The sequence below is a fragment of the Paraburkholderia sp. 32 genome, assembly GCF_050435345.1.
GTDB classification, from domain to species: Bacteria; Pseudomonadota; Gammaproteobacteria; order Burkholderiales; family Burkholderiaceae; genus Paraburkholderia; species Paraburkholderia tuberum.
In genome coordinates this window covers 884,902-903,854 of the sequence record NZ_JBNDKD010000003.1, presented here as the reverse complement: position 1 = coordinate 903,854, position 18,953 = coordinate 884,902, and the positions used below count along the sequence as shown (strand labels likewise).

17 protein-coding genes and 1 pseudogene are annotated in these 18,953 nt (G+C 65.6%); 9 read left to right on the top strand and 9 right to left on the bottom strand.

What is annotated here, in order from left to right; translation table 11 throughout:
- Positions 1-106: 106 nt before the first annotated feature.
- The gene (locus OKW26_RS26825; protein ID WP_184056949.1) at positions 107-1,720 is read right to left on the bottom strand and encodes a DEAD/DEAH box helicase; all 1,614 of its coding nucleotides are present in this window, start codon (positions 1,718-1,720) and stop codon (positions 107-109) included.
- Between the two features lie 8 nt (positions 1,721-1,728).
- On the opposite strand from OKW26_RS26825, the gene OKW26_RS26820 reads away from it, so the two are divergent.
- Positions 1,729-2,052 (top strand): hypothetical protein, encoded by a 324-nt coding sequence (locus OKW26_RS26820; protein WP_184056947.1) that lies wholly within the window; start codon positions 1,729-1,731, stop codon positions 2,050-2,052.
- A 169-nt stretch (positions 2,053-2,221) separates the two neighbouring features.
- Here OKW26_RS26820 and OKW26_RS26815 read toward each other — a convergent pair whose 3' ends face one another.
- A complete protein-coding gene (locus tag OKW26_RS26815; protein WP_184056944.1) occupies positions 2,222-2,491 on the bottom strand; it encodes an acyl-CoA-binding protein in 270 nt (89 codons plus the stop codon).
- Between the two features lie 167 nt (positions 2,492-2,658).
- On the opposite strand from OKW26_RS26815, the gene tsaB reads away from it, so the two are divergent.
- The 4 genes from tsaB to OKW26_RS26795 are packed head-to-tail and all read left to right on the top strand — an operon-like array spanning position 2,659 to position 5,984.
- Positions 2,659-3,495, top strand: coding sequence for a tRNA (adenosine(37)-N6)-threonylcarbamoyltransferase complex dimerization subunit type 1 TsaB (tsaB, locus tag OKW26_RS26810; protein WP_184056942.1), 837 nt, complete (start codon positions 2,659-2,661; stop codon positions 3,493-3,495).
- Positions 3,492-3,986, top strand: coding sequence for a ribosomal protein S18-alanine N-acetyltransferase (gene rimI / locus OKW26_RS26805; RefSeq protein WP_184049061.1), 495 nt, complete (start codon positions 3,492-3,494; stop codon positions 3,984-3,986). The genes tsaB and rimI overlap by 4 nt, the downstream gene beginning before the upstream one ends.
- On the top strand, positions 3,973-4,956 hold the full coding sequence (locus OKW26_RS26800) for a uracil-DNA glycosylase (RefSeq protein WP_429355724.1): 984 nt from the start codon (positions 3,973-3,975) through the stop codon (positions 4,954-4,956). The genes rimI and OKW26_RS26800 overlap by 14 nt, the downstream gene beginning before the upstream one ends.
- Positions 4,957-4,982: 26 nt before the next feature.
- Entirely contained in the window at positions 4,983-5,984 is a 1,002-nt protein-coding gene (locus tag OKW26_RS26795; protein ID WP_429355723.1) for a DUF1853 family protein, read from the top strand.
- 6 nt (positions 5,985-5,990) lie between these two features.
- On the opposite strand, the gene thiD is transcribed toward OKW26_RS26795, so the two are convergent.
- The gene (gene thiD / locus OKW26_RS26790) at positions 5,991-6,797 is read right to left on the bottom strand and encodes a bifunctional hydroxymethylpyrimidine kinase/phosphomethylpyrimidine kinase (protein WP_187610460.1); all 807 of its coding nucleotides are present in this window, start codon (positions 6,795-6,797) and stop codon (positions 5,991-5,993) included.
- A 61-nt stretch (positions 6,798-6,858) separates the two neighbouring features.
- Positions 6,859-8,167 (bottom strand): annotated as a pseudogene (gene lplT, locus OKW26_RS26785) (lysophospholipid transporter LplT).
- Positions 8,168-8,385: 218 nt separating this feature from the next.
- Between lplT and alr the strand changes: the two are divergent.
- The 3 genes from alr to OKW26_RS26770 all read left to right on the top strand — a co-directional run bounded on the left by alr (position 8,386) and on the right by OKW26_RS26770 (position 11,268).
- Entirely contained in the window at positions 8,386-9,456 is a 1,071-nt protein-coding gene (gene alr, locus OKW26_RS26780) for an alanine racemase (protein ID WP_184056929.1), read from the top strand.
- Positions 9,457-9,459: 3 nt separating this feature from the next.
- Positions 9,460-10,836: a DNA repair protein RadA gene (radA, locus tag OKW26_RS26775; RefSeq protein WP_429355722.1), complete on the top strand. Its 1,377-nt coding sequence runs from the start codon at positions 9,460-9,462 to the stop codon at positions 10,834-10,836.
- A gap of 153 nt (positions 10,837-10,989) precedes the next feature.
- Positions 10,990-11,268 (top strand): DUF2866 domain-containing protein, encoded by a 279-nt coding sequence (locus OKW26_RS26770; RefSeq protein WP_090800615.1) that lies wholly within the window; start codon positions 10,990-10,992, stop codon positions 11,266-11,268.
- Between the two features lie 70 nt (positions 11,269-11,338).
- Here OKW26_RS26770 and OKW26_RS26765 read toward each other — a convergent pair whose 3' ends face one another.
- Together OKW26_RS26765 and OKW26_RS26760 are read right to left on the bottom strand one after the other, a co-directional pair.
- Complete coding sequence (locus tag OKW26_RS26765) at positions 11,339-12,394, bottom strand: CaiB/BaiF CoA transferase family protein (RefSeq protein WP_429355721.1); 1,056 nt, start codon at positions 12,392-12,394, stop codon at positions 11,339-11,341.
- A 108-nt stretch (positions 12,395-12,502) separates the two neighbouring features.
- Complete coding sequence (locus OKW26_RS26760; RefSeq protein WP_429355720.1) at positions 12,503-14,458, bottom strand: ATP-binding cassette domain-containing protein; 1,956 nt, start codon at positions 14,456-14,458, stop codon at positions 12,503-12,505.
- 166 nt (positions 14,459-14,624) lie between these two features.
- On the opposite strand from OKW26_RS26760, the gene OKW26_RS26755 reads away from it, so the two are divergent.
- Positions 14,625-15,104, top strand: a complete 480-nt coding sequence (locus tag OKW26_RS26755) for a glutathione peroxidase (protein ID WP_090800611.1) — start codon at positions 14,625-14,627, stop codon at positions 15,102-15,104.
- Between the two features lie 10 nt (positions 15,105-15,114).
- Here OKW26_RS26755 and cls read toward each other — a convergent pair whose 3' ends face one another.
- From cls to dapE, 3 genes are all read right to left on the bottom strand, one after another.
- Positions 15,115-16,602 (bottom strand): cardiolipin synthase, encoded by a 1,488-nt coding sequence (gene cls, locus OKW26_RS26750; protein ID WP_184056921.1) that lies wholly within the window; start codon positions 16,600-16,602, stop codon positions 15,115-15,117.
- A 201-nt stretch (positions 16,603-16,803) separates the two neighbouring features.
- Positions 16,804-17,688, bottom strand: coding sequence for a 50S ribosomal protein L3 N(5)-glutamine methyltransferase (gene prmB / locus OKW26_RS26745; RefSeq protein WP_090800608.1), 885 nt, complete (start codon positions 17,686-17,688; stop codon positions 16,804-16,806).
- 14 nt (positions 17,689-17,702) lie between these two features.
- Positions 17,703-18,842 (bottom strand): succinyl-diaminopimelate desuccinylase, encoded by a 1,140-nt coding sequence (gene dapE / locus OKW26_RS26740; protein ID WP_429346400.1) that lies wholly within the window; start codon positions 18,840-18,842, stop codon positions 17,703-17,705.
- Positions 18,843-18,953 lie beyond the last annotated feature (111 nt).

The window sequence follows — 18,953 nt, the reverse complement described above, 5'->3', positions numbered from 1 at the left end:
TTTGGGGCGGCCAGTCGATAGACGAAAAAAAACCGGCGCCCGAGCGCCGGTTTTCTTCTGTGTCACGGACGGCGCGAAGCCATCCGGTCGGTCAGGTGGGTCGCTATTAGCTGCCGCGACGTGCCGAACGGGGACCGTCGTTGCGGCGCGCGCCGTAGCCGTCACGCGAGCCACCGCCGAAGCCTTCGCGCGAACCGCCGTGGCTTTCGCGCGAGCCGAAGCCTTCGCGCGAACCGCCGGCCGACTTGTTGCCCCAGCCGCCGCCGTTGCTGTTGCTGTTGCCAGTGCCGTTACCGTTGCGCGAGCCGCCGTAGCCGCCCGGCTTGCCCGAGCCGCTGCCGAAGCGACGGCCATTACCACCGCCAGGACGGCCGCGGCCGCCGAAGCCAGGACGGCCATTGCCCGAGGGCGCCGCCTTGCGCGGCTCGAAGCCTTCGACGACGTTGACCGGCAGCGGCGTGCGCACGAAGCGCTCGATGCGTTTCAACGCGCCCTGTTCGGCGTGATGCACGAGGCTCACGGCGATACCCGAGCGGCCCGCACGGCCGGTACGGCCGATACGGTGCACGTAGTCTTCGGCGAACTTCGGCAGGTCGTAGTTGAACACGTGCGTGATGCCCGGGATGTCGATACCGCGAGCGGCGACGTCGGTCGCAACCAGCACGCGCACGCGGCGCTCGCGCAGTGCGCGGATCGTGCGGTTACGCGCGCCTTGCGGCAGGTCGCCGTGCAGCGCGGCCGATTCGAAGCCGGCGTCGGCCAGACGGCCCGCCAACTGGTCGGCGTCCATCTTGGTGGCCGTGAAGACGATGGCCTGGTCGAGGCCGTCGTCACGCAGCAGATGGTCGAGCAGACGGTCCTTGTGATCGCGGTCGTCGACGTAGTGGACGGTTTGCGCGATGTTGGTGCGCTGTTCCAAGCGCTGGACGATCTCGATCCGCTCCGGGTCCTTCAACAGACGGCCGGTCAGCGAGCCGATTTTGCCGTCGAGCGTGGCGGAGAACAGCATGGTCTGACGCGTAGCCGGCGTTTGGGCGACGATCGTGTCGATGTCGTCGATGAAGCCCATGTCGAGCATGCGGTCGGCTTCGTCGAGCACGAGGATCTGCAGTTGCGACAGATCGATGCGGCCGCGCTCGAGGTGGTCGATCAGACGGCCCGGCGTCGCGACGAGGATTTCAGGGTTCTTCGCGAGCAGCATCAGCTGCTGGCCATAAGCGACGCCGCCGAGAATGCTGACGGTGCGCAGGCGCTTCAGGTGCTTGCCGTAGGTCGCGGCGGCGGTCGTGACCTGCATCGCCAGTTCGCGGGTCGGGGTCAGCACCAGCATGGTAGGACGCGCGACCGGCTGCGGACGGCGGCCGCGGCCACCGTCGGCCGGGCGCGGCTCGCGCGGCTGGCTCGCCTGCGTCTTTTGCAGCTGCGAGAAACGCTCGATGGCGGGCAGCATGAACGCGGCGGTCTTGCCCGAGCCGGTCGGGCTCGAAACCAGCAGGTCGCGGCCGGCGATCGCTGCCGGCACCGCGCGTTGCTGCACCGGCGTCGGGTGCTCGTAGCCGGCGGCGGTCAGCGCGGAGACGACGTCCGCGGACAGGCCGAGCGACGCGAAGGTCGGCTTGGCGTCAGCCTGCGCGACGGCTTCGGGAGCGGCGGGCGTAAGACCGAGTGCTTCGTCGGCGACGGCGTTCAACGGGCTGCTGGGGGTGTTGCTCAAAGTCATGTGAATCCTTGAAAACGATCCTGGGTGGTTCATCGGATGAAAACGTCAACGCCAATCGGCATACCCAAGTCGTCGGATTCAGCGAGCAAAACAGCAGCGAGCAAATCGAAAAACGGGGGCAACTCGCGACAATGAAGGCGAGTTTTTCGTTAGAAGCTGTATCGGATGCGACGTGCCAACATGGCGAGTCGCCAGCCTGGGACTTGAGCCCGGAGTGGGCTAGGCAGAAGGGGACAGGTTCTAAACTGGATTGGAGCAAACGCTATGGACGCTGCGCCGCGAGGACCGCTGGAAAAAACGGGCAAAGCAGTGAAGCGCAGGCGGCATTGTAGCGACATTTGCTGCACTGCGCCACCATTCAGGCAATTCCGACGGAAGAAAGTGTCGGAATGAAGTAGGCGAGTGAGGGCGGCGGGCCGGAGCTTCGTGTCCGAAACTGCCGCGAGGCGGTCGCAGCATTGCCAGACGGCCATTTCGGCAGATGATTGGCGCGCCGGAAACTCAGGCCGCGGTGCCGCTCTTCAGCGATTCGACGAGTTCGACGTATTGCTGCTTCGCGGCGTCCTGCGCGGTGCCCTTGAGCGCCGCCCACGCATCGTACTTGTATTTGCCGACGATGTCGGTGAAGCCCGGCTTGTCGCCGTGCACGTCGCCTTCGCTCGCCTGCTTGAAGAGCGCATAGAGACGCAGCAGCGTCAGGTTGCCCGGACGCTCGGGCAGTTGCTTGACGTCTTGCTGGGCTTGCTCGAACTGGGAATTGATGTCGGTCATGGTCGTTTGGCCCGCGTGGCGGGATAGATGAGATCGGCCGAAAATCATAGCAATTGCCCGCCGCCCCGGGACCGAGGGCTTATTCCAAACGATGACGGCCGCGAAGCCGGGCAGCGCGGCCGCGCAAACCACGATTCAGGCGCACCGCGCCGATTACAATACGGTCCATGACTCAAACAGTGCTCCTTGCCCTCGATACATCGACCGAGTTCTGCTCGGCGGCGCTCGTGTCCGCGTCCGTCGATGCCGCCGGTCAGCCCAGCGCCGAACCGCGCGTCTGGGTTCGTCACGAACAAACCGGCGCGGTGTCCAGTACCCGCCTGCTGCCGGCGATCCGCGAACTGTTCGACGAAGCCGGCCTCACGCTGGCGGATTGCGACGCGATCGCGTTCGGCTCGGGTCCGGGTTCGTTCACCGGACTGCGTACGGCGACCGGCGTCGCCCAAGGCCTCGCGTTCGGCCTGAACCTGCCGGTCGTACCGATCGGCACGCTGCTCGCGTGCGCGGAGAGCGCCCGCCTGCGCGATCCGTCGACGACGCGCGTGCTCGCCGCGCTCGACGCGCGCATGGACGAAATCTACTGGGCCGACTACGCGTGGGACGACACGCAACACGAATGGCGCACCGTGCAGACGGCGACGCTCGATGCACCCGAGCGGCTCGTGCTGCCCGACGTGCCGTTCACACTCGCCGGCAACGCGGCCGCCGCGTTCGGCGAGCGCTTGCCGGCGGTCGCGGCCGCGCGGAGCGTCGATGGCCAAGCGTTGCCGCATGCGTTGCCGCTCGCGTACGCGGCGCTGCGCGCGTTTCATGCGGGCCGCACGGTGCGCGCCGATCAGGCCGCACCCGAGTACGTGCGCGACAAGGTCGCGCAGACGACCGCAGAGCGCATGGCCGACAAAGCGGCGAAATCAGCCAAAGCGGCTCATAGCGCCGAGCAGTCCGCGCAGCACGCGCCCGATGGCGGCTCCGGCCAACCGTCCCACGACGAGGCGCGCCCATGAGCGGCGTGCTGCTCACGGACCGCTACATGTCGCCGATGACCGAAAGCGACCTGGACGAAGTCGCCGCGATCGAGAAACTTGCGTATGAGTTTCCGTGGAGCCGCGGCAACTTCGGCGACTCGCTGCGCAATGGCTATTTCGGCGTCTGTCTGCGTCACGTGACGGGGACGTTGATCGGCTACTGCGTGCTGATGCCAGTCGTCGATGAAATGCATCTGCTGAATCTGTGCGTCACGCCGCAAGCACAAGGCGCCGGCGCAGGCCTCGCGCTGCTGCGCGAGGCGGTGCGCATCACGCACGCGGAGAGGCTCGAGGGGCTGCTGCTCGAAGTGCGGCCGTCGAATCGTCGGGCGATCCGGTTGTACGAGCGCTTCGGCTTCGCGTCGATCGGCCGGCGCAAAAATTATTATCCGGCGCGGCATCGCGGCCGGGAGGACGCGATCGTGATGCGTCTGTCGTTAGCCACGGAGGGCGCAGATGGCGCTGCATGAATCGGTGCTCGAAGAATTCGGACTCGCGCCGTTGTGGGTGCGTCGCGGACTCGCGGCGCGAGAGGAGGCCGGGCAGAGCGATGCGCTGCAGTCGCCGCGGGAACACGCGGCAGACTTGCGTCGCGCGGAGCCTGCGACGCAGACCTCGCGCGAACCGCTGCGCGCGTCCGCCGAGGTGCAGCCGCCGCAAGTGCAGCGCGAATCCACGCCGCGCTTCGACGAAACTGCAGCGCGGCGCGAAACATCAGAACCGCAAACTGACTTTTCAGCCCCGCCGACTTTCGACGCCCCTTCCGAGGACGACTTCGCGTGGTTCGACGATCCGACCGCATCGGCCGCCGCGCCCGCCGAAGCGCGCCGCGACGCGCCCGCGCTGCCGTCTATCCACACACTCGACTGGGACGCGCTCGCCGAGCGCGTCGCCGGATGCGAGGCGTGCCGGCTGTGCGAGAAGCGCACGAACACGGTGTTCGGCGTCGGCGATCGCGAGGCCGACTGGATGCTGATCGGCGAAGCGCCCGGCGAGAACGAGGACCGACAAGGCGAACCGTTCGTTGGCCAGGCCGGCAAGCTGCTCGACAACATGCTGCACTCGCTCGCGCTCGCGCGCGGCACCAACGTGTATATCGCGAACGTGATCAAGTGCCGGCCGCCTGGCAATCGCAATCCGCAGCCGGACGAAGTCGCGCGTTGTGAACCTTATCTACAGCGTCAGGTGTCGCTCGTGAAGCCGATGCTGATCGTCGCGCTCGGCCGTTTCGCCGCGCAAAGTCTGCTCAGGACCGACGCGAGCATTTCGTCGTTGCGCGGCCGCGTGCACACGTACGAGGGCGTACCGGTGATCGTCACCTATCACCCGGCCTATCTGCTGCGTAGCCTGCCCGACAAGGCCAAGGCCTGGGCGGATCTGTGCCTCGCGCGTGCCACGTGGCTCGCGAACGGCGGCGTGCCGTCGAACCAATCAAAGTGACGATGCCCGAGGGACCGGCGGCGCGCATGCCCGCCGCGTCTGTCAGCCGCGCGGCGCTTCTCGATACCTTGCTGGGTTTGCGTGGCGATGCTTCAGTCGATGCGCTGCGCGATCCCGCTGTCCGCGATCTCGCGTGGCTGCTGCTCAGTCCCGATCTGTTGCGCCCTCAGCTTCCCACAGGCGCGCTCGCCGATCCTTTCGGCACGCCGCAGGAATTGCAGGCCACGCTCGACTGGCTGCGCGCGCTCGACGCCGCGCCGGCACTTCTGCGTCAGGATCTCGCGGCAACGCGTATCACGCGCCTTGGCCGCTACGCCGAACGCCTGCTGGGCTTTTTCCTTCGTCATGGACCGGCGACGCAACTGATCGCAGCGGGTGTGCCGCTACGACATGCGGGCTTCACGCTCGGTGAATGCGATTTCCTCGTGCGCACGCGCCAGGGCGCGCGACTGCATTGGGAACTCGCGGTGAAGTGCTATCTGCATGCGGGCGATGCGAATGGGGCAGAGGCGGCGCGTCTCGCCGATTACGTCGGCCCCAATCTGAAAGACCGCCTCGATCTGAAGCTCGCGCATTTGCTCGATCATCAGTTGCCGCTCAGCGCACGCGAGGAATTTGCCTCGACGGGCTATGCGGGCGCGTGGACGCCGCAGATGTTCGTCAAAGGCTGGCTGTTTTACCGGCATGGCGAGATGCCCACCGATCCTGCCGAACTCGATCCCGCGCACGGTCGCGGCTGGTGGGTCACGCATCGCGACTGGCCGGCTTTCGCGTGCGCGCATGCGCACAGGTGGCGGGTGTTGGCGCGGCTCGAATGGCTCGCGCCGCAATATCGAACGCAAGCCGGTGCGGACGACACGTGCTACGTCGACGCAAACACGCTCGCCGCGCGGATCTCACCGCAACACGGCCCGACGATGGTCGCCGGATTCATCGAAGACAACACGGGGCGTGTACTTGAACGCTCGCGCGGTTTTATCGTGCCCGACGACTGGCCCGAGCACGCGCGGCGTTACGCGAAGCAATGACGTCGCTCACCACCACCGATGAAAGTGATGCACCGGCCCCACGCCGTGGCCGACGTCGAGCCGCTCGCTCGCCTGCAACGCACCCGTCAGATAAACCTTCGCATCGGCGACGGCGCTAGCGAGATCGTCGCGCTGCGCAATCAAGGCCGCGATCGCCGACGACAACGTGCAGCCCGTTCCGTGCGTGTTCTTCACCGGCACGCGCGGACCGCCGAGACGCAGCGTGCCGCTTTCCTGCACGAGCCAGTCGGGGCTATCGGTCGCGCTCAGATGGCCGCCCTTCATCAGCACCGCGCGCGCGCCGAGCGCGCGCAACGCTTCGCCTTGCTCGACCATGCCGGCTTCGTCGGCGGCGGGTTGCATGCCCAGCAATGCGGCCGCTTCCGGCAGATTCGGCGTCAGCAGATCGGCGAGCGGCAGCAGTTCGTCGCGTACCACCGCGACCGCATCGGGTAGTAATAGCGCGTGATTGCTCTTCGAGATCATCACCGTATCGAGCACGATGTGTTTGGGCTGATGACGGCGCAGCGCGTCGGCGACCGCTCGCGCGATCGGCGCATTCGCGAGCATGCCGATCTTCACCGCGTCGATGCGGATGTCGTCGAACACCGCGTCGAGCTGCGCGGTGACGAAGCCCGGGTCCGGCGCGTGAATCGCGGTCACGCCGCGCGTGTTCTGCGCGGTCAGCGCGGTGATCACGCTCGCGCCATAGGCGCCGAGCGCGGAGAAGGTCTTCAGATCGGCCTGGATGCCGGCGCCGCCGCCGGAGTCGGAACCGGCGATCGTCAGCACATTGGGAATCGATTGAGTCATGGTCGAGCGAGGAAGAAGGGGGGCGCGCTCGTGTGTGCCGCGGCCGGCCCGGGGCAGCCGATCAGTGCTTGGCTTCGCCGATCAGCGCGACCGAATCGAAGGCGCGCTGGTTCGCCTGATGGCGTCGCATCACGAGCCACATCATCAGGCAGACGAAGGTGCCGAACAGCACGATCACGATGGTGACCGGCACGTCGAGCCACACGAGCACCGCGTACAGGCACAGCATCACGAGCACGGACAGATTCTCGTTGAAGTTCTGCACGGCGATCGAATGGCCCGCCGACAGCAGCACGTGCCCGCGATGCTGCAGCAGCGCATTCATCGGCACGACGAAAAAGCCCGACAGGCCGCCCACGAACATCAGGAAGATATACGCGAAAATCAGATAGCCCGACACGTGCATGCGGCCAAAATACACGCCCCAGTGCGGGGGAAACAGATCGCGCGTGTAGAACGCCATCAGCATCACGGAGATACCCATCATGATGCCGACCGGCAAGACCGACAGCGACTTCTTCAACGGCACACGCGAAGCCGCGAAAATCGCGCCGAACGCGACGCCACACCGCGACCACCGCCTGCAGGATCGCCGCCTCGGACAGAGACATGCCCAGCGACACTTCGGCCCACTTCAGCACGATGAATTGCAGCGTCGCGCCCGCACCCCAGAACAGCGTCGTCACGGCGAGCGAAATCTGTCCGAGCTTGTCACGCCACAGCACGAGAAAGCAGTCGGCGAAATCGGTGATCAGGCGGATCGGCCCGTGCTCCTGTCGCGGATAGCGCGCGCCGGTGTCGGGAATGCGCAGATTGAACAGCGCGGCGATCACGTAAATGGCCATGATCACGACCATCGCGGCTTCCGCGGGCGTGTTCACGGTGGGGATGTGCCATTTGAGAATCGGCGCGGCGATATGCGGGCTGATCAGCGCGCCGCCGAGCACCGTGCCGAGAATGATCGAGCCGACCGTGGTGCCTTCGATCCAGCCGTTCGCGGCAACGAGCCGGTCAGGCGGCAACAGTTCGGTGAGAATGCCGTATTTGGCGGGCGAGTAGGCCGCCGCGCCGAAGCCGACGATGCCGTACGCAATCAGCGGATGCGCGCCGACCAGCATCGTTATGCAGCCAACCACCTTGATCGTATTGGTGATGAACATCACGCGTCCTTTCGGACGGGAGTCGGCGAATGCGCCCACGAAGGCGGCAAGAACGACGTACGACAGCACAAAAAACAGCTTGAGCAGCGGCGTCATCCAGTTCGGAGCGTGAAGATCTTTCAGCAGAGCGATAGCAGCGATCAGAAGCGCATTGTCGGCCAGCGACGAAAAAAACTGCGCGGCCATGATGGTGTAAAAACCTTTTTTCATCTGATGCGATGCTGTCCTCGCTGCGGTCTGTCCGCCCCGGCCGTTTGTCATGTGTCCGGGCTTATGCCGATCGAAATGGGTTGTGCGCACGGCTTTATATCATGAAAATAGCTGAATTCGGACTAGCAGAATCCTTGATCGCACCGCCCAGCGGGCCGCCGAGCGCTGAAAACGCCCTGTAAGCCGCTGATTCGCAAGTGTCTTTACGAAAAAATCCCATGCCGCGCCCCCTTTCCGCCACGATTCATACCGCTGCTCTCGCCAATAACCTCGCTGTCGCGCGGCGCTATGCGCCGAAATCGAAAATCTGGGCCGTCGTCAAGGCTAATGCCTACGGGCATGGCCTCGCGCGCGCGTTTCCCGGTTTGCGCGCTACGGACGGCTTTGGGCTGCTGGACCTCGAAGAAGCGGTGAAGTTGCGTGAATTGGGCTGGGCGGGCCCAATTCTTCTGCTGGAAGGCTTTTTTCGGCCGACCGACATCGACGTAATCGACCGCTACAGTTTGACCACGGCGCTGCATTCGGACGAGCAACTGCGCATGCTCGAAATGGCGCGTCTGTCGAAACCGGTCAATATTCAGTTGAAGATGAACACCGGCATGAACCGGCTCGGCTACACGGTCGAAAAATTCCGTGCCGCGTGGGAACGTGCGCGCGCCTGTCAGGGCGTCGGCCAGATCACGTTGATGACGCATTTTTCCGATGCCGATGCCGAGCGCGGCATCGCGCATCAGATGGAGGCGTTCGAGCGCGGCGCGCAGGGCATCGCCGGTGCGCGCAGTCTGTCGAATTCGGCCGCGACGCTGTGGCATCCGGAAGCGCATTTCGACTGGGTGCGTCCGGGCATCATCCTGTACGGCGCGTCGCCGTCCGGCGTGACGGCCGCGATCGACGGCACGGGCCTGCAGCCCGCGATGACGCTCGCGTCGGAACTGATCGCCGTGCAGACGCTCGGCGAAGGCAGCTCGGTCGGCTATGGGTCGAGGTTCACTGCGCGCGCTCCGATGCGCATCGGCGTGGTCGCGTGCGGTTACGCGGACGGCTATCCGCGCGTCGCGCCGGAAGGCACGCCGGTGATCGTCGATGGCGTGCGCACACGGGTCGTTGGACGTGTGTCGATGGACATGCTGACCGTCGACCTGACCCCGGTGCCGACCGCCAACGTCGGCTCGCGCGTGGAATTGTGGGGCACCGCGCTGCCCATCGACGACGTCGCGCAGGCCTGCGGCACGATCGGCTACGAGCTGATGTGCGCGGTCGCGCCGCGTGTGCCGGTTCGGGCGGAGTAACGCGTGGCGAAAGCGAAGACGTTGTACATCTGCGGGGAATGCGGCGGACAGTCGCCGAAGTGGTCCGGTCAATGCCCGTCCTGCCAGACGTGGAACACGCTCGTCGAATCGGTCGCGGAGGCGCCGTCCGGTCACCGTTTCCAGTCGCTCGCGAAGAGCACGCCGGTACGGCGCCTCGCCGACATCGACGCGTCGGACGTGCCGCGCTTTTCCACCGGCGTCAGCGAATTCGACCGCGTGCTCGGCGGCGGCCTCGTGCCGGGCGGCGTGGTGTTGATCGGCGGCGATCCGGGCATCGGTAAATCGACGCTGTTGTTGCAATCGCTCGCGGAAATCGCGGCGGACAAACGCGCGCTCTATATCAGCGGCGAAGAATCTGGCGCGCAGATCGCGTTGCGCGCGCAACGGCTGGCGTTGCTCGAACCCGGCTCGAAGGCAAGCGAGTTGCAATTGCTCGCGGAAATCCAGCTCGAAAAACTTCAGGCGGCGATCACGGAGCAACGGCCTGAAGTCGCCGTGATCGATTCGATCCAGACCGTCTATTCGGATGCTTTGACATCGGCGCCGGGCTCGGTCGCGCAGGTGCGCGAGTGCGCGGCGCAACTCACGCGCATCGCCAAGCAGTCGGGCACGACGATCATCATGGTCGGGCACGTGACGAAAGAGGGCGCGCTCGCGGGACCGCGCGTGCTCGAACATATCGTCGATACGGTGCTGTATTTCGAGGGGGATACGCACTCGTCGTACCGTCTCGTGCGCGCGATCAAGAACCGTTTCGGCGCGGTCAACGAGCTCGGCGTGTTCGCGATGACCGAGCGTGGTTTGCGCGGCGTCGCGAATCCGTCGGCATTGTTTTTATCGCAGCACGAGCAGTCGGTGCCGGGCTCATGTGTGCTCGTCACGCAGGAAGGCACGCGGCCGTTGCTGGTCGAAGTGCAGGCGCTCGTCGATGCGGCCAACGCACCAAATCCGCGACGCCTTGCGGTCGGCCTCGAACAGAACCGGCTCGCGATGCTGCTCGCGGTGCTGCATCGGCACGCGGGCATCGCCTGTTTCGATCAGGACGTGTTCCTGAACGCGGTGGGCGGGGTGAAGATCTCCGAGCCCGCCGCCGACCTCGCGGTATTGCTCGCGATCCATTCGTCGATGCGCAACAAGCCGCTGCCGAAGGGGCTCGTCGTATTCGGCGAAGTGGGCCTCGCCGGCGAAATCCGCCCGTCGCCGCGCGGTCAGGAGCGCCTGAAGGAAGCAGCCAAGCTCGGCTTCTCGGTGGCGGTGATTCCGAAGGCCAATGCGCCGAAACAGCCAATCGAAGGCTTACAGGTCGTTGCGGTCGAACGGATCGAACAGGCCATCGACCGCGTCCGCACGCTCGAATAGACGGGGGCCGGGACGGCTCGCCGGTACTTTGTACGCTTGCGGTACCGTAATGCCCGGTAAATATCTTCATATTGGCTGTAACCTGGTCGCCATACCTTTTTTCTAAGCTGTAATGATATGCATCCCGTCTGATGCTCGAAAAAGGATCGCGCCTTGAAACAGTCTCGTGAAACCGCTGCCCACCATAACATCCAGGTGCGCGGCTGCCGGGTCTCCGCACCGATTCATCAGCCGTGGGGCGGCGCTTGCCGGATCGTCGAGTGGATCGACACCGCGGGTCAGATCTCGCGGCGGGTGGTGGCCGAAGACGTAACGGCCGCCGAAGTGCGTGCCACGATCAGCCGCCATGTGGAAGGCCGCAAGCACCTGCTGTACGACGACGAAAAGTCGCCGCGGCAAACGCTGCCGAGGCAGACGCCGACGCGGCGTTGACGGCGGCGGGTTTTTCGATTGACCGGGCCTTGATCTTCATTGCGCCCGCGTCGCGGCTGCGCCACGCGCATTAGGCCGCGTCGTCGTGTGAGTCGGCGGCGCTCGCGGCCACCGCCGCATACGCGTGCGGATTGAACAGCGGATGCTGCGCCGCTTCAGCGGGCGTCAGCACCGGCGACACGCAGCAATCGAGCGATTCCAGCGATTCCACCCATTCGCCGAGCGTGCGCGTCGCAATCAGATTGGCGACTTCCTGAATGAGTGCCACGGCATCGGGACCGCCGATCGCCTGACCCAGGCTCCAGTGACGCGTCGCCCATTCCGGCCGATCGAGCGCCATGCAGAGCGTTTCCCAGAACTTCAATTCGAGCGCGCCGACCGCGAGCCAGCGTTCATCGCTGGTGCGGTAGAGGTTGTAGCAGGGCACGCCGCCGTTCAACAGACCACTGCCCGCGGCGGGCGCCGCACCTTCGTTGACGAGCGACACCTGCGCGACGAAGTTGTGCGCATAGCTCGTGTGCGTCATCGATACATCGACGAAGCGGCCCGCGCCGCCTCGCGCGACATGCCAGAGCGCCGCGAGAATCTGCGTGACCGCGCTCAATGCGCCGCCAAGCAGATCGGCGATCTGGAAGTTCGGCAGGATCGGCGCACCGTCGCGGTTCGCCAGTTGATCGAGCACGCCTGCATAGCCGAGGTAATTCAGATCGTGGCCGGCATGGTCCGCGAACGGACCGCTCGCGCCATATCCGCTGATCGCGCAATAGACGAGCCGCGGATTGGCTGCGCTGAGCGTCGCGTAGCCGAGGCCGAGCCGCTCCATCACGCCGGGCCGGAAGCTCTCGATCAGCACGTCGGCTTCAGCCGCGAGTGCGCGCAGCACCTGGCGCCCTGCTTCGGACTTGAGGTCGAGGCGCGTCTCGCGCTTGCCGCGATTGACCATCCGGTAAAACGCGCCGGGTCGGCCCGCGACACGATCGCTCGACGACTGCATCATCGTGCGAGTCGGGTCGCCCGCGCCGGGCGCCTCGATCTTCAGCACATCGGCGCCGAGCTCGGCGAGGCGCAGCGCGGCCACCGGACCCGGCAGCAAACGCGTGAGGTCGAGCACGCGCAGTCCTTGCAACGGCGGCGCATCGGCTGCCGATGCAGCTACGGATTCTGGGGCCGATAACCCGGACGATGAATTCGCAAATGACAAAGCCAAGCTCCCGTGGATGCCGGCGCGGTGCCGCTAGCCGATCTGTTCGAGTTCCTCGTGCGTCCCGAGCCATTCGGCTTCGAGCGTGTCGAGGCGCGCGTTCACGTCTGCCTGACGGCGGATCGCCTCCGTCAGCTTGCTCTTCTGCTCCGGTTCGTAACTCGCGGGATCGGCGACGAATGTATCGAGCGTCGCTTTCTCCGCGTTGAGTGCGTCCATTTCCCTTTCGATCTTCGCGATCCGGCTTTGCAGCGGCTTCTTCAGATGCGCGAGCTTCTGCCGCGTTTCCGCTTCGAGGCGGCGCTGTTCCTTGCGATTGACGTTGCTGTCGCCACTTGCCGCGCCGTTGGACGCTGCGTCCGACGCACCGGAAGCATTGGCCTTCAGCGCGGCGCGCTGCTCGGCCGCATGCTGCAGCAGCCAGTCGCGGTAGTCGTCGAGATCGCCGTCGAATTCCTGCAGACGATGCTTCGCGACCAGCATGAACTGATCGGTCGTCGCGCGCAGCAGATGCCGGTCGTGCGAGACCAGGATCAGCGTGCCTTCGAATTGCGCGAGCGCCATCGTCAGCGCGTGGCGCGTTTCGAGGTCGAGGTGGTTGGTCGGCTCGTCGAGCAGCAGCAGGTTCGGCTTTTGCCAGATAATCAGCGCGAGCGCGAGGCGGGCCTTCTCGCCGCCCGAGAACGGCGCGATCTTCGCGGTCGCCATGTCGCCGGAAAAGTTGAAGCTGCCGAGGAAGTCGCGCAGCTCCTGCTCGCGCGTATCGGGCGCGAGACGCGCGAGGTGCTGCAACGGGGTGTCGTCCGGACGCAGCGTTTCGAGCTGATGCTGCGCGAAGTAGCCGATGCGCAAACCCTTGCCTTCGCGTACGTGGCCGCTCAACGGTTCGAGCGTGCCCGCGAGCGTCTTGATCAGCGTCGACTTGCCCTGGCCGTTCGCGCCGAGCAGGCCGATGCGCTGACCATTCTGGATCGACAGCATCACGCGCTCGACGATCGGAATCTCGCTGCCGTCTTCGGCATGGTAGCCGCAGCGCACGTCTTCCATCACCATCATCGGATTCGGCGCGGAGTCAGGGGTGCGGAACTCGAACGTGAACGGCGACCCGACGTGAGCGGGCGCGATCAGCTCCATCTTCTCGAGCGCCTTCACCCGGCTTTGCGCCTGACGCGCCTTGGTGGCCTGCGCCTTGAAGCGGTTGATGTAGCTCTGCAGATGCGCGACCGTGCGCTGCTGCTTTTCGTACGCGCTCTGTTGCAGCGCGATCTGCTGCGCGCGCAGCACTTCGAATTGCGAGTAGTTGCCGCCGTAGCGTTTGATCTGCTGGTTCTCGAGATGCAGCGTGACGTTGCAGACGGAATCGAGAAACTCGCGGTCGTGCGAGATCACGATCAGCGTGCCCGCATAGCGATTCAGCCAATCTTCCAGCCAGACGATCGCGTCGAGGTCGAGGTGGTTGGTCGGTTCGTCGAGCAGCAGCAGATCGGAGCGGCACATCAGCGCCTGCGCCAGATTCAGGCGCATGCGCCAGCCGCCCGAGAAGCTGCTGACCGGCTCGCGGGTCTGCTCGAGCGTGAAGCCGAGGCCGAGCAGCAACGCTTCGGCGCGAGCCGGCGCGGTGTAGCCGTCGGCGTCGGCGAACGCGGCGTGCGCTTCGGCTTCTGCCGCGCCGTCGTGCGCCGCGGAGGCCGAAGCGATGCGCGCTTCGATGTCGCGCAGCGCGGCGTCGCCGTCTAGCGTGTAGGCGAGGGCGGTTCTGTCGACGGCGGGCGTTTCCTGCGCGACGTGCGCGATGCGCCAGGTCGGCGGGATCGAGAAATCGCCGCCGTCCGCATGCAGCTCGCCGAGCAGCACGGCGAACAGCGTCGACTTGCCCGCGCCGTTCGCTCCGACGAGGCCGGCTTTTTCACCGGGGTTCAAGGTGAACGTGGTGTTGTCGAAAAGCGGCTTGGTGCCGCGCGCGAGGCTGAACTGATTGAAGCGGATCACGACGTGGCCGGCTGAAGAAAACCGCTATTTTAGACTGCCCGGCGCGTTGCCGGGCGCGCGGCGCCGATTGCCCGTCTGTCACTTCGCGCGCAGCGCTCATCGGCCATCCGGCCGACTGTATCGGCAGCGCTTTTGGCATAGACTGACGGCTTTCACGGGAGGGCACATGACATCGATCTTTTCGTTTTCGGCACGCACGCTCGGCGGCGAGGAAGCGAGTCTCGCGCAGTACGAAGGCAAGGTGATGCTGATCGTCAATACCGCGAGCGAATGCGGGTTCACGCCGCAATACGCGGGCTTGCAGAAACTGTATGACGCGTACGCGGCGCGCGGGCTCGCGGTGCTAGGTTTTCCGTGCAACCAGTTCGGCAAGCAGGAGCCGGGCGACGCTGCGCAGATCGGCAGCTTCTGCGAGAAGAACTACGGCGTGACGTTTCCGATGTTCGACAAGATCGACGTGAACGGCCCGAACGCGCACCCGCTGTTCCGCTATCTGACGATCGAGGCGCCGGGACTGCTCGGTCTCGAGGCGATCAAGTGGAATTTCACGAAGTTTCTGATCGGCCGCGACGGCAACGTCGTCAAGCGCTATGCGCCGCTGACCAAGCCCGAGGCGATCACCGGGGATATCGAAGCGCTGCTGTAAGCGGGCACGCCTACAGGATCGGCGAAAAGAGCCGCGCGACGTGCATCAGCATGCGTCGCAGCGCGCTCGACTTGTCGTACTCGTCGCGGTCGATTTCGCGCGACTCGGCAAAGTCGTCGAGCAGCATCGTCTCGACTTCGAGCGCGAAGCCGCGGTCGACGGTCAGCACCATGATCTCGAAGTTCAGGCGAAACGAGCGGTTGTCGAGATTGGCGCTGCCGATCGCGGCCGCGCTGCTGTCGATCAGCACGACCTTCTGATGCAGGAAGCCCGGCTGATAGCGGAAGATGCGAATGCCCGCGCGCAGCGAGTCGTACGCATAGAGCTTCGACGCCGCGAACACCACGAGGTGATCGCGCCGGCTCGGAATCAGGATGCGCACGTCGACGCCGCGCAGCGCAGCGAGGCGCAACGCAGCGAATACGGCTTCGTCGGGGACGAGGTAGGGCGTCGTGATCCAGATGCGTTCACGTGCCGCGTTGATTGCTTCGACGAAAAACAGCGAGCAGGTCTCCTGCTTGTCGGCCGGGCCGCTCGGCAGCACGAGGCAGTGCATGTTGTTCGCGGCGCGCTCGTTGGCGCCGTGGTCGCCGGGCTGGTCGAAGGATGGGGTCACGGAATCCGCGGCCGGCGCGTCGAACTTGGGCAACTGCTGCGTGGCCCAGTACCAGTCCTCGATGAAGACGAACTGGATGCTTGCGACCGCCGGACCACGCACTTCGATGTGCGTATCGCGCCACGGCGACAGCGGCGGCTTCGCGCCCAGATATTCGACCCCGACGTTATGACCGCCGACAAACGCGCGCTCGCCGTCGACCGCCACGATCTTGCGGTGATTGCGGAAATTCAGTTGCAGACGGTTGACGAAGAGGCGGTTCGTGGCGAACGGCTGCATCTCGATGCCGGCGGCGCGCAGCGCCGCGACGTAGCGGTGCGGCAGATCGAAGCTGCCGATACTGTCATACAGGAAGTAGACCCGCACGCCCTGTTTGGCTTTGGCGATCAGCGCGTCCTTCAGCATGTCGCCGAGCGCGTCGTCGCGCACGATGAAGAATTGCACGATCACATAGCGGCGCGCGTTCTCGATCGCCTCGAAGATCGCCTCGAAAGTCGCCGTACCGTTGACCAGCGTGCGCACGGTATTGCCGGGCAGGAACGGCATGCCGCCGAGGCGCGTCAGCGACTGCACGAGCCGCGAGCCGAGCTGCTGCGTCGGCACCCCGGCCGACGACGCCTGCGTGTCCCACTCCAGCGGATGCGCGCGCGTGCGCAGCAGCTCGTTCTCGACGCGGCGCGCGTCCGCGTAGCCGGCGAACTTGCTGCGGCCAAGGAACAGGTAGGGTATGAGCGTCAGATAAGGCATCGCGACCAGCGACACGGCCCACGCGATCGCCCCTTGCGAGGTGCGGGTATGGAGAATCGCGTGAGCGGCCGCGATGATGCCGAGAATGTGGGCAACAGCAACCAGCGTGCCGACGTGAAGCAGGTCGAATGACATAAGCTCGCGAACAGTTGGCGAAGCGCCGTGGTTCAGGAAACGGAGGCGGGCACGGGCTCGCTCCGTGGTCTGCGGCGAACGCGTCGGGCAACGGGCTCAGGCTGCGGTTGCGGGCAAGGCCACGCGCTGTCGCGGCGATTGCTCGTGACCCTGCCTGAGAAACGCGCTTGAAACGACGATCAAACGCTCAGCATGCCGGACTCAGACCGGCAAGTCGCTGGCCTGGATCAGAAACACGTTGTCGTCGCCGGCGCTGGTCGACAGCCACACGAGGTCGAGACCGCCGAACGCGGCCTCGACGTGCTCGCGTTCGTTGCCGATCTCGATGACGAGCACGCCGTCTTCGGTCAGCCAGTTGCGCGCGTCGGCAATGATCCGGCGCACGATGTCCATGCCGTCCGCGCCACCGGCGAGCGCCATCTCCGGCTCGTGCTTGTATTCGGCCGGCAGCTCCTGCATCGACGTGGCGTTCACGTACGGCGGATTGCTGATGATCACATCGTAGCGGCGCTCGGCGAGCGGCGCATACAGATCGCCTTCGAACAGCGCGATGCGCTCGTCGAGGTGGTAATCCAGCACATTGCGCGTCGCGACTTCGAGCGCGGGCGCGGACAGATCGACCGCGTCGACGTCGGCGTTCGGGAACGCGTGCGCGGCGAGGATCGCGAGGCACCCGGAGCCGGTGCACAGTTCGAGCACCGCGCCGACCTGCTCGGGGTCCTCGACGTACGGCTGCAGGCCGTCCTGCAGCAGCTCGCCGATGAACGAGCGCGGCACGATCACGCGCTCGTCGACGTAAAAGCGATAGCCGTGCATCCACGCTTCCTGCGTGATGTACGCGGCCGGCACGCGTTCGGCGGCGCGTCGCTCGATCACTTTCAGCACCGCCTCGATTTCGGCCGTGGTCAGGCGCGCGTCGAGAAACGGTTCGAGCAGGTCGAGCGGCAAATGCAGCGTGTGCAGGATCAGATAGGCGGCTTCGTCGTAGGCATTGGCCGAGCCGTGGCCGAACGACAGTTTGGCCTCGCTAAAACGCGACACTGCATAACGCAGCAGGTCGCGGACGGTGCAAAAAGGAAGCGTCATCGCAAAGTTCCAGGTTACGCGATCAGTTGTTCGAGCACGCGGCGATACACGTTCTTCAGCGGCTCGATATGGGCGACTTCGATATGTTCGTCGATCTTGTGGATGCTCGCGTTCAGCGGACCGAACTCGATCACCTGCTTGCAGATGCGCGCGATGAAGCGGCCGTCCGACGTGCCGCCGGTGGTCGACAGTTCGGTGTCCACGCCGGTTTCGTCCTTGATCGCCTGCGCGAGCGCGCTCGACAGCTCGCCGCTCGGGGTGAGAAATGGCAGGCCGCTCACGGTCCATTGCAGTTCGTATTCGAGGCCGTGTTTGTCGAGAATCGCATGCACGCGCTTTTGCAGTCCTTCGACGGTGCTCGCGGTCGAGAAGCGGAAGTTGAACATCACGTCCGCGTGGCCGGGGATCACGTTGGTCGCGCCGGCGCCGCTGTGGAGGTTCGACACCTGCCAGGTGGTCGGCGGGAAATATTCGTTGCCTTCGTCCCAGCGCTCGGCGACGAGTTCGGCGAGCGCTGGCGCCAGCAGGTGCACCGGATTCTTCGCCAGATGCGGGTAGGCGATATGGCCCTGCACGCCCTTGACGATCAGCTTGCCCGACATCGAGCCGCGCCGGCCGTTCTTGACCATGTCGCCGAAACGCTCGCTCGAGGTCGGCTCGCCGACGATGCAGTAGTCCATGCGCTCACCGCGCTGCTGCAATGCTTCGACGACCTTGACGGTGCCGTCGGTGGCGGGGCCTTCCTCGTCGCTCGTGATCAGGAACGCGATCGAGCCGCGGTGCTCGGGGTGCGCGGCGACGAACTCCTCGCTCGCGACGACGAAGCCGGCGATCGACGCCTTCATGTCCGCCGCGCCGCGGCCGTACAGCTTGCCGTCGCGCTGGGTCGGCTCGAACGGCGCCGAGCGCCACTGTTCGAGCGGGCCGGTCGGTACCACGTCGGTGTGGCCGGCGAACGCGAGCAGCTTGCCTTGCGTGCCGTCGACGCCGCGTTTGACGGCCCACAGGTTGGTCACGCCGTTGGATTCGATCGTCTCGTGCTCGAAGCCGAGCGCGGCGAGGCGCTCGATCAGGAGACGCTGGCAATGCTGATCGTCGGGCGTGACGGACGCGCGCGCGATCAGTTGTTCGGTAAGGGCGAGGGTGCCGGACATGGATTCAGTACAAGCCACTTTGAAATGAAAAAATGCCGGCTCGCGGTGAGCCACCGCAGCCGGCAACAGCCTTTGAACGACGCGGCGCGAGGCCGCGCGTTCGACTACCTC

What these genes read in the sequence shown, in the direction of transcription:
- OKW26_RS26825 (WP_184056949.1), bottom strand. Translation starts at nt 1,720, where the DNA reads ATGACTTTGAGCAACACCCCCAGCAGCCCGTTGAACGCCGTCGCCGAC.
- OKW26_RS26815 (WP_184056944.1), bottom strand. Translation starts at nt 2,491, where the DNA reads ATGACCGACATCAATTCCCAGTTCGAGCAAGCCCAGCAAGACGTCAAG.
- tsaB (WP_184056942.1), top strand. Translation starts at nt 2,659, where the DNA reads ATGACTCAAACAGTGCTCCTTGCCCTCGATACATCGACCGAGTTCTGC.
- rimI (WP_184049061.1), top strand. Translation starts at nt 3,492, where the DNA reads ATGAGCGGCGTGCTGCTCACGGACCGCTACATGTCGCCGATGACCGAA.
- OKW26_RS26800 (WP_429355724.1), top strand. Translation starts at nt 3,973, where the DNA reads ATGGCGCTGCATGAATCGGTGCTCGAAGAATTCGGACTCGCGCCGTTG.
- OKW26_RS26795 (WP_429355723.1), top strand. Translation starts at nt 4,983, where the DNA reads ATGCCCGCCGCGTCTGTCAGCCGCGCGGCGCTTCTCGATACCTTGCTG.
- thiD (WP_187610460.1), bottom strand. Translation starts at nt 6,797, where the DNA reads ATGACTCAATCGATTCCCAATGTGCTGACGATCGCCGGTTCCGACTCC.
- alr (WP_184056929.1), top strand. Translation starts at nt 8,386, where the DNA reads ATGCCGCGCCCCCTTTCCGCCACGATTCATACCGCTGCTCTCGCCAAT.
- OKW26_RS26755 (WP_090800611.1), top strand. Translation starts at nt 14,625, where the DNA reads ATGACATCGATCTTTTCGTTTTCGGCACGCACGCTCGGCGGCGAGGAA.
- cls (WP_184056921.1), bottom strand. Translation starts at nt 16,602, where the DNA reads ATGTCATTCGACCTGCTTCACGTCGGCACGCTGGTTGCTGTTGCCCAC.
- prmB (WP_090800608.1), bottom strand. Translation starts at nt 17,688, where the DNA reads ATGACGCTTCCTTTTTGCACCGTCCGCGACCTGCTGCGTTATGCAGTG.
- dapE (WP_429346400.1), bottom strand. Translation starts at nt 18,842, where the DNA reads ATGTCCGGCACCCTCGCCCTTACCGAACAACTGATCGCGCGCGCGTCC.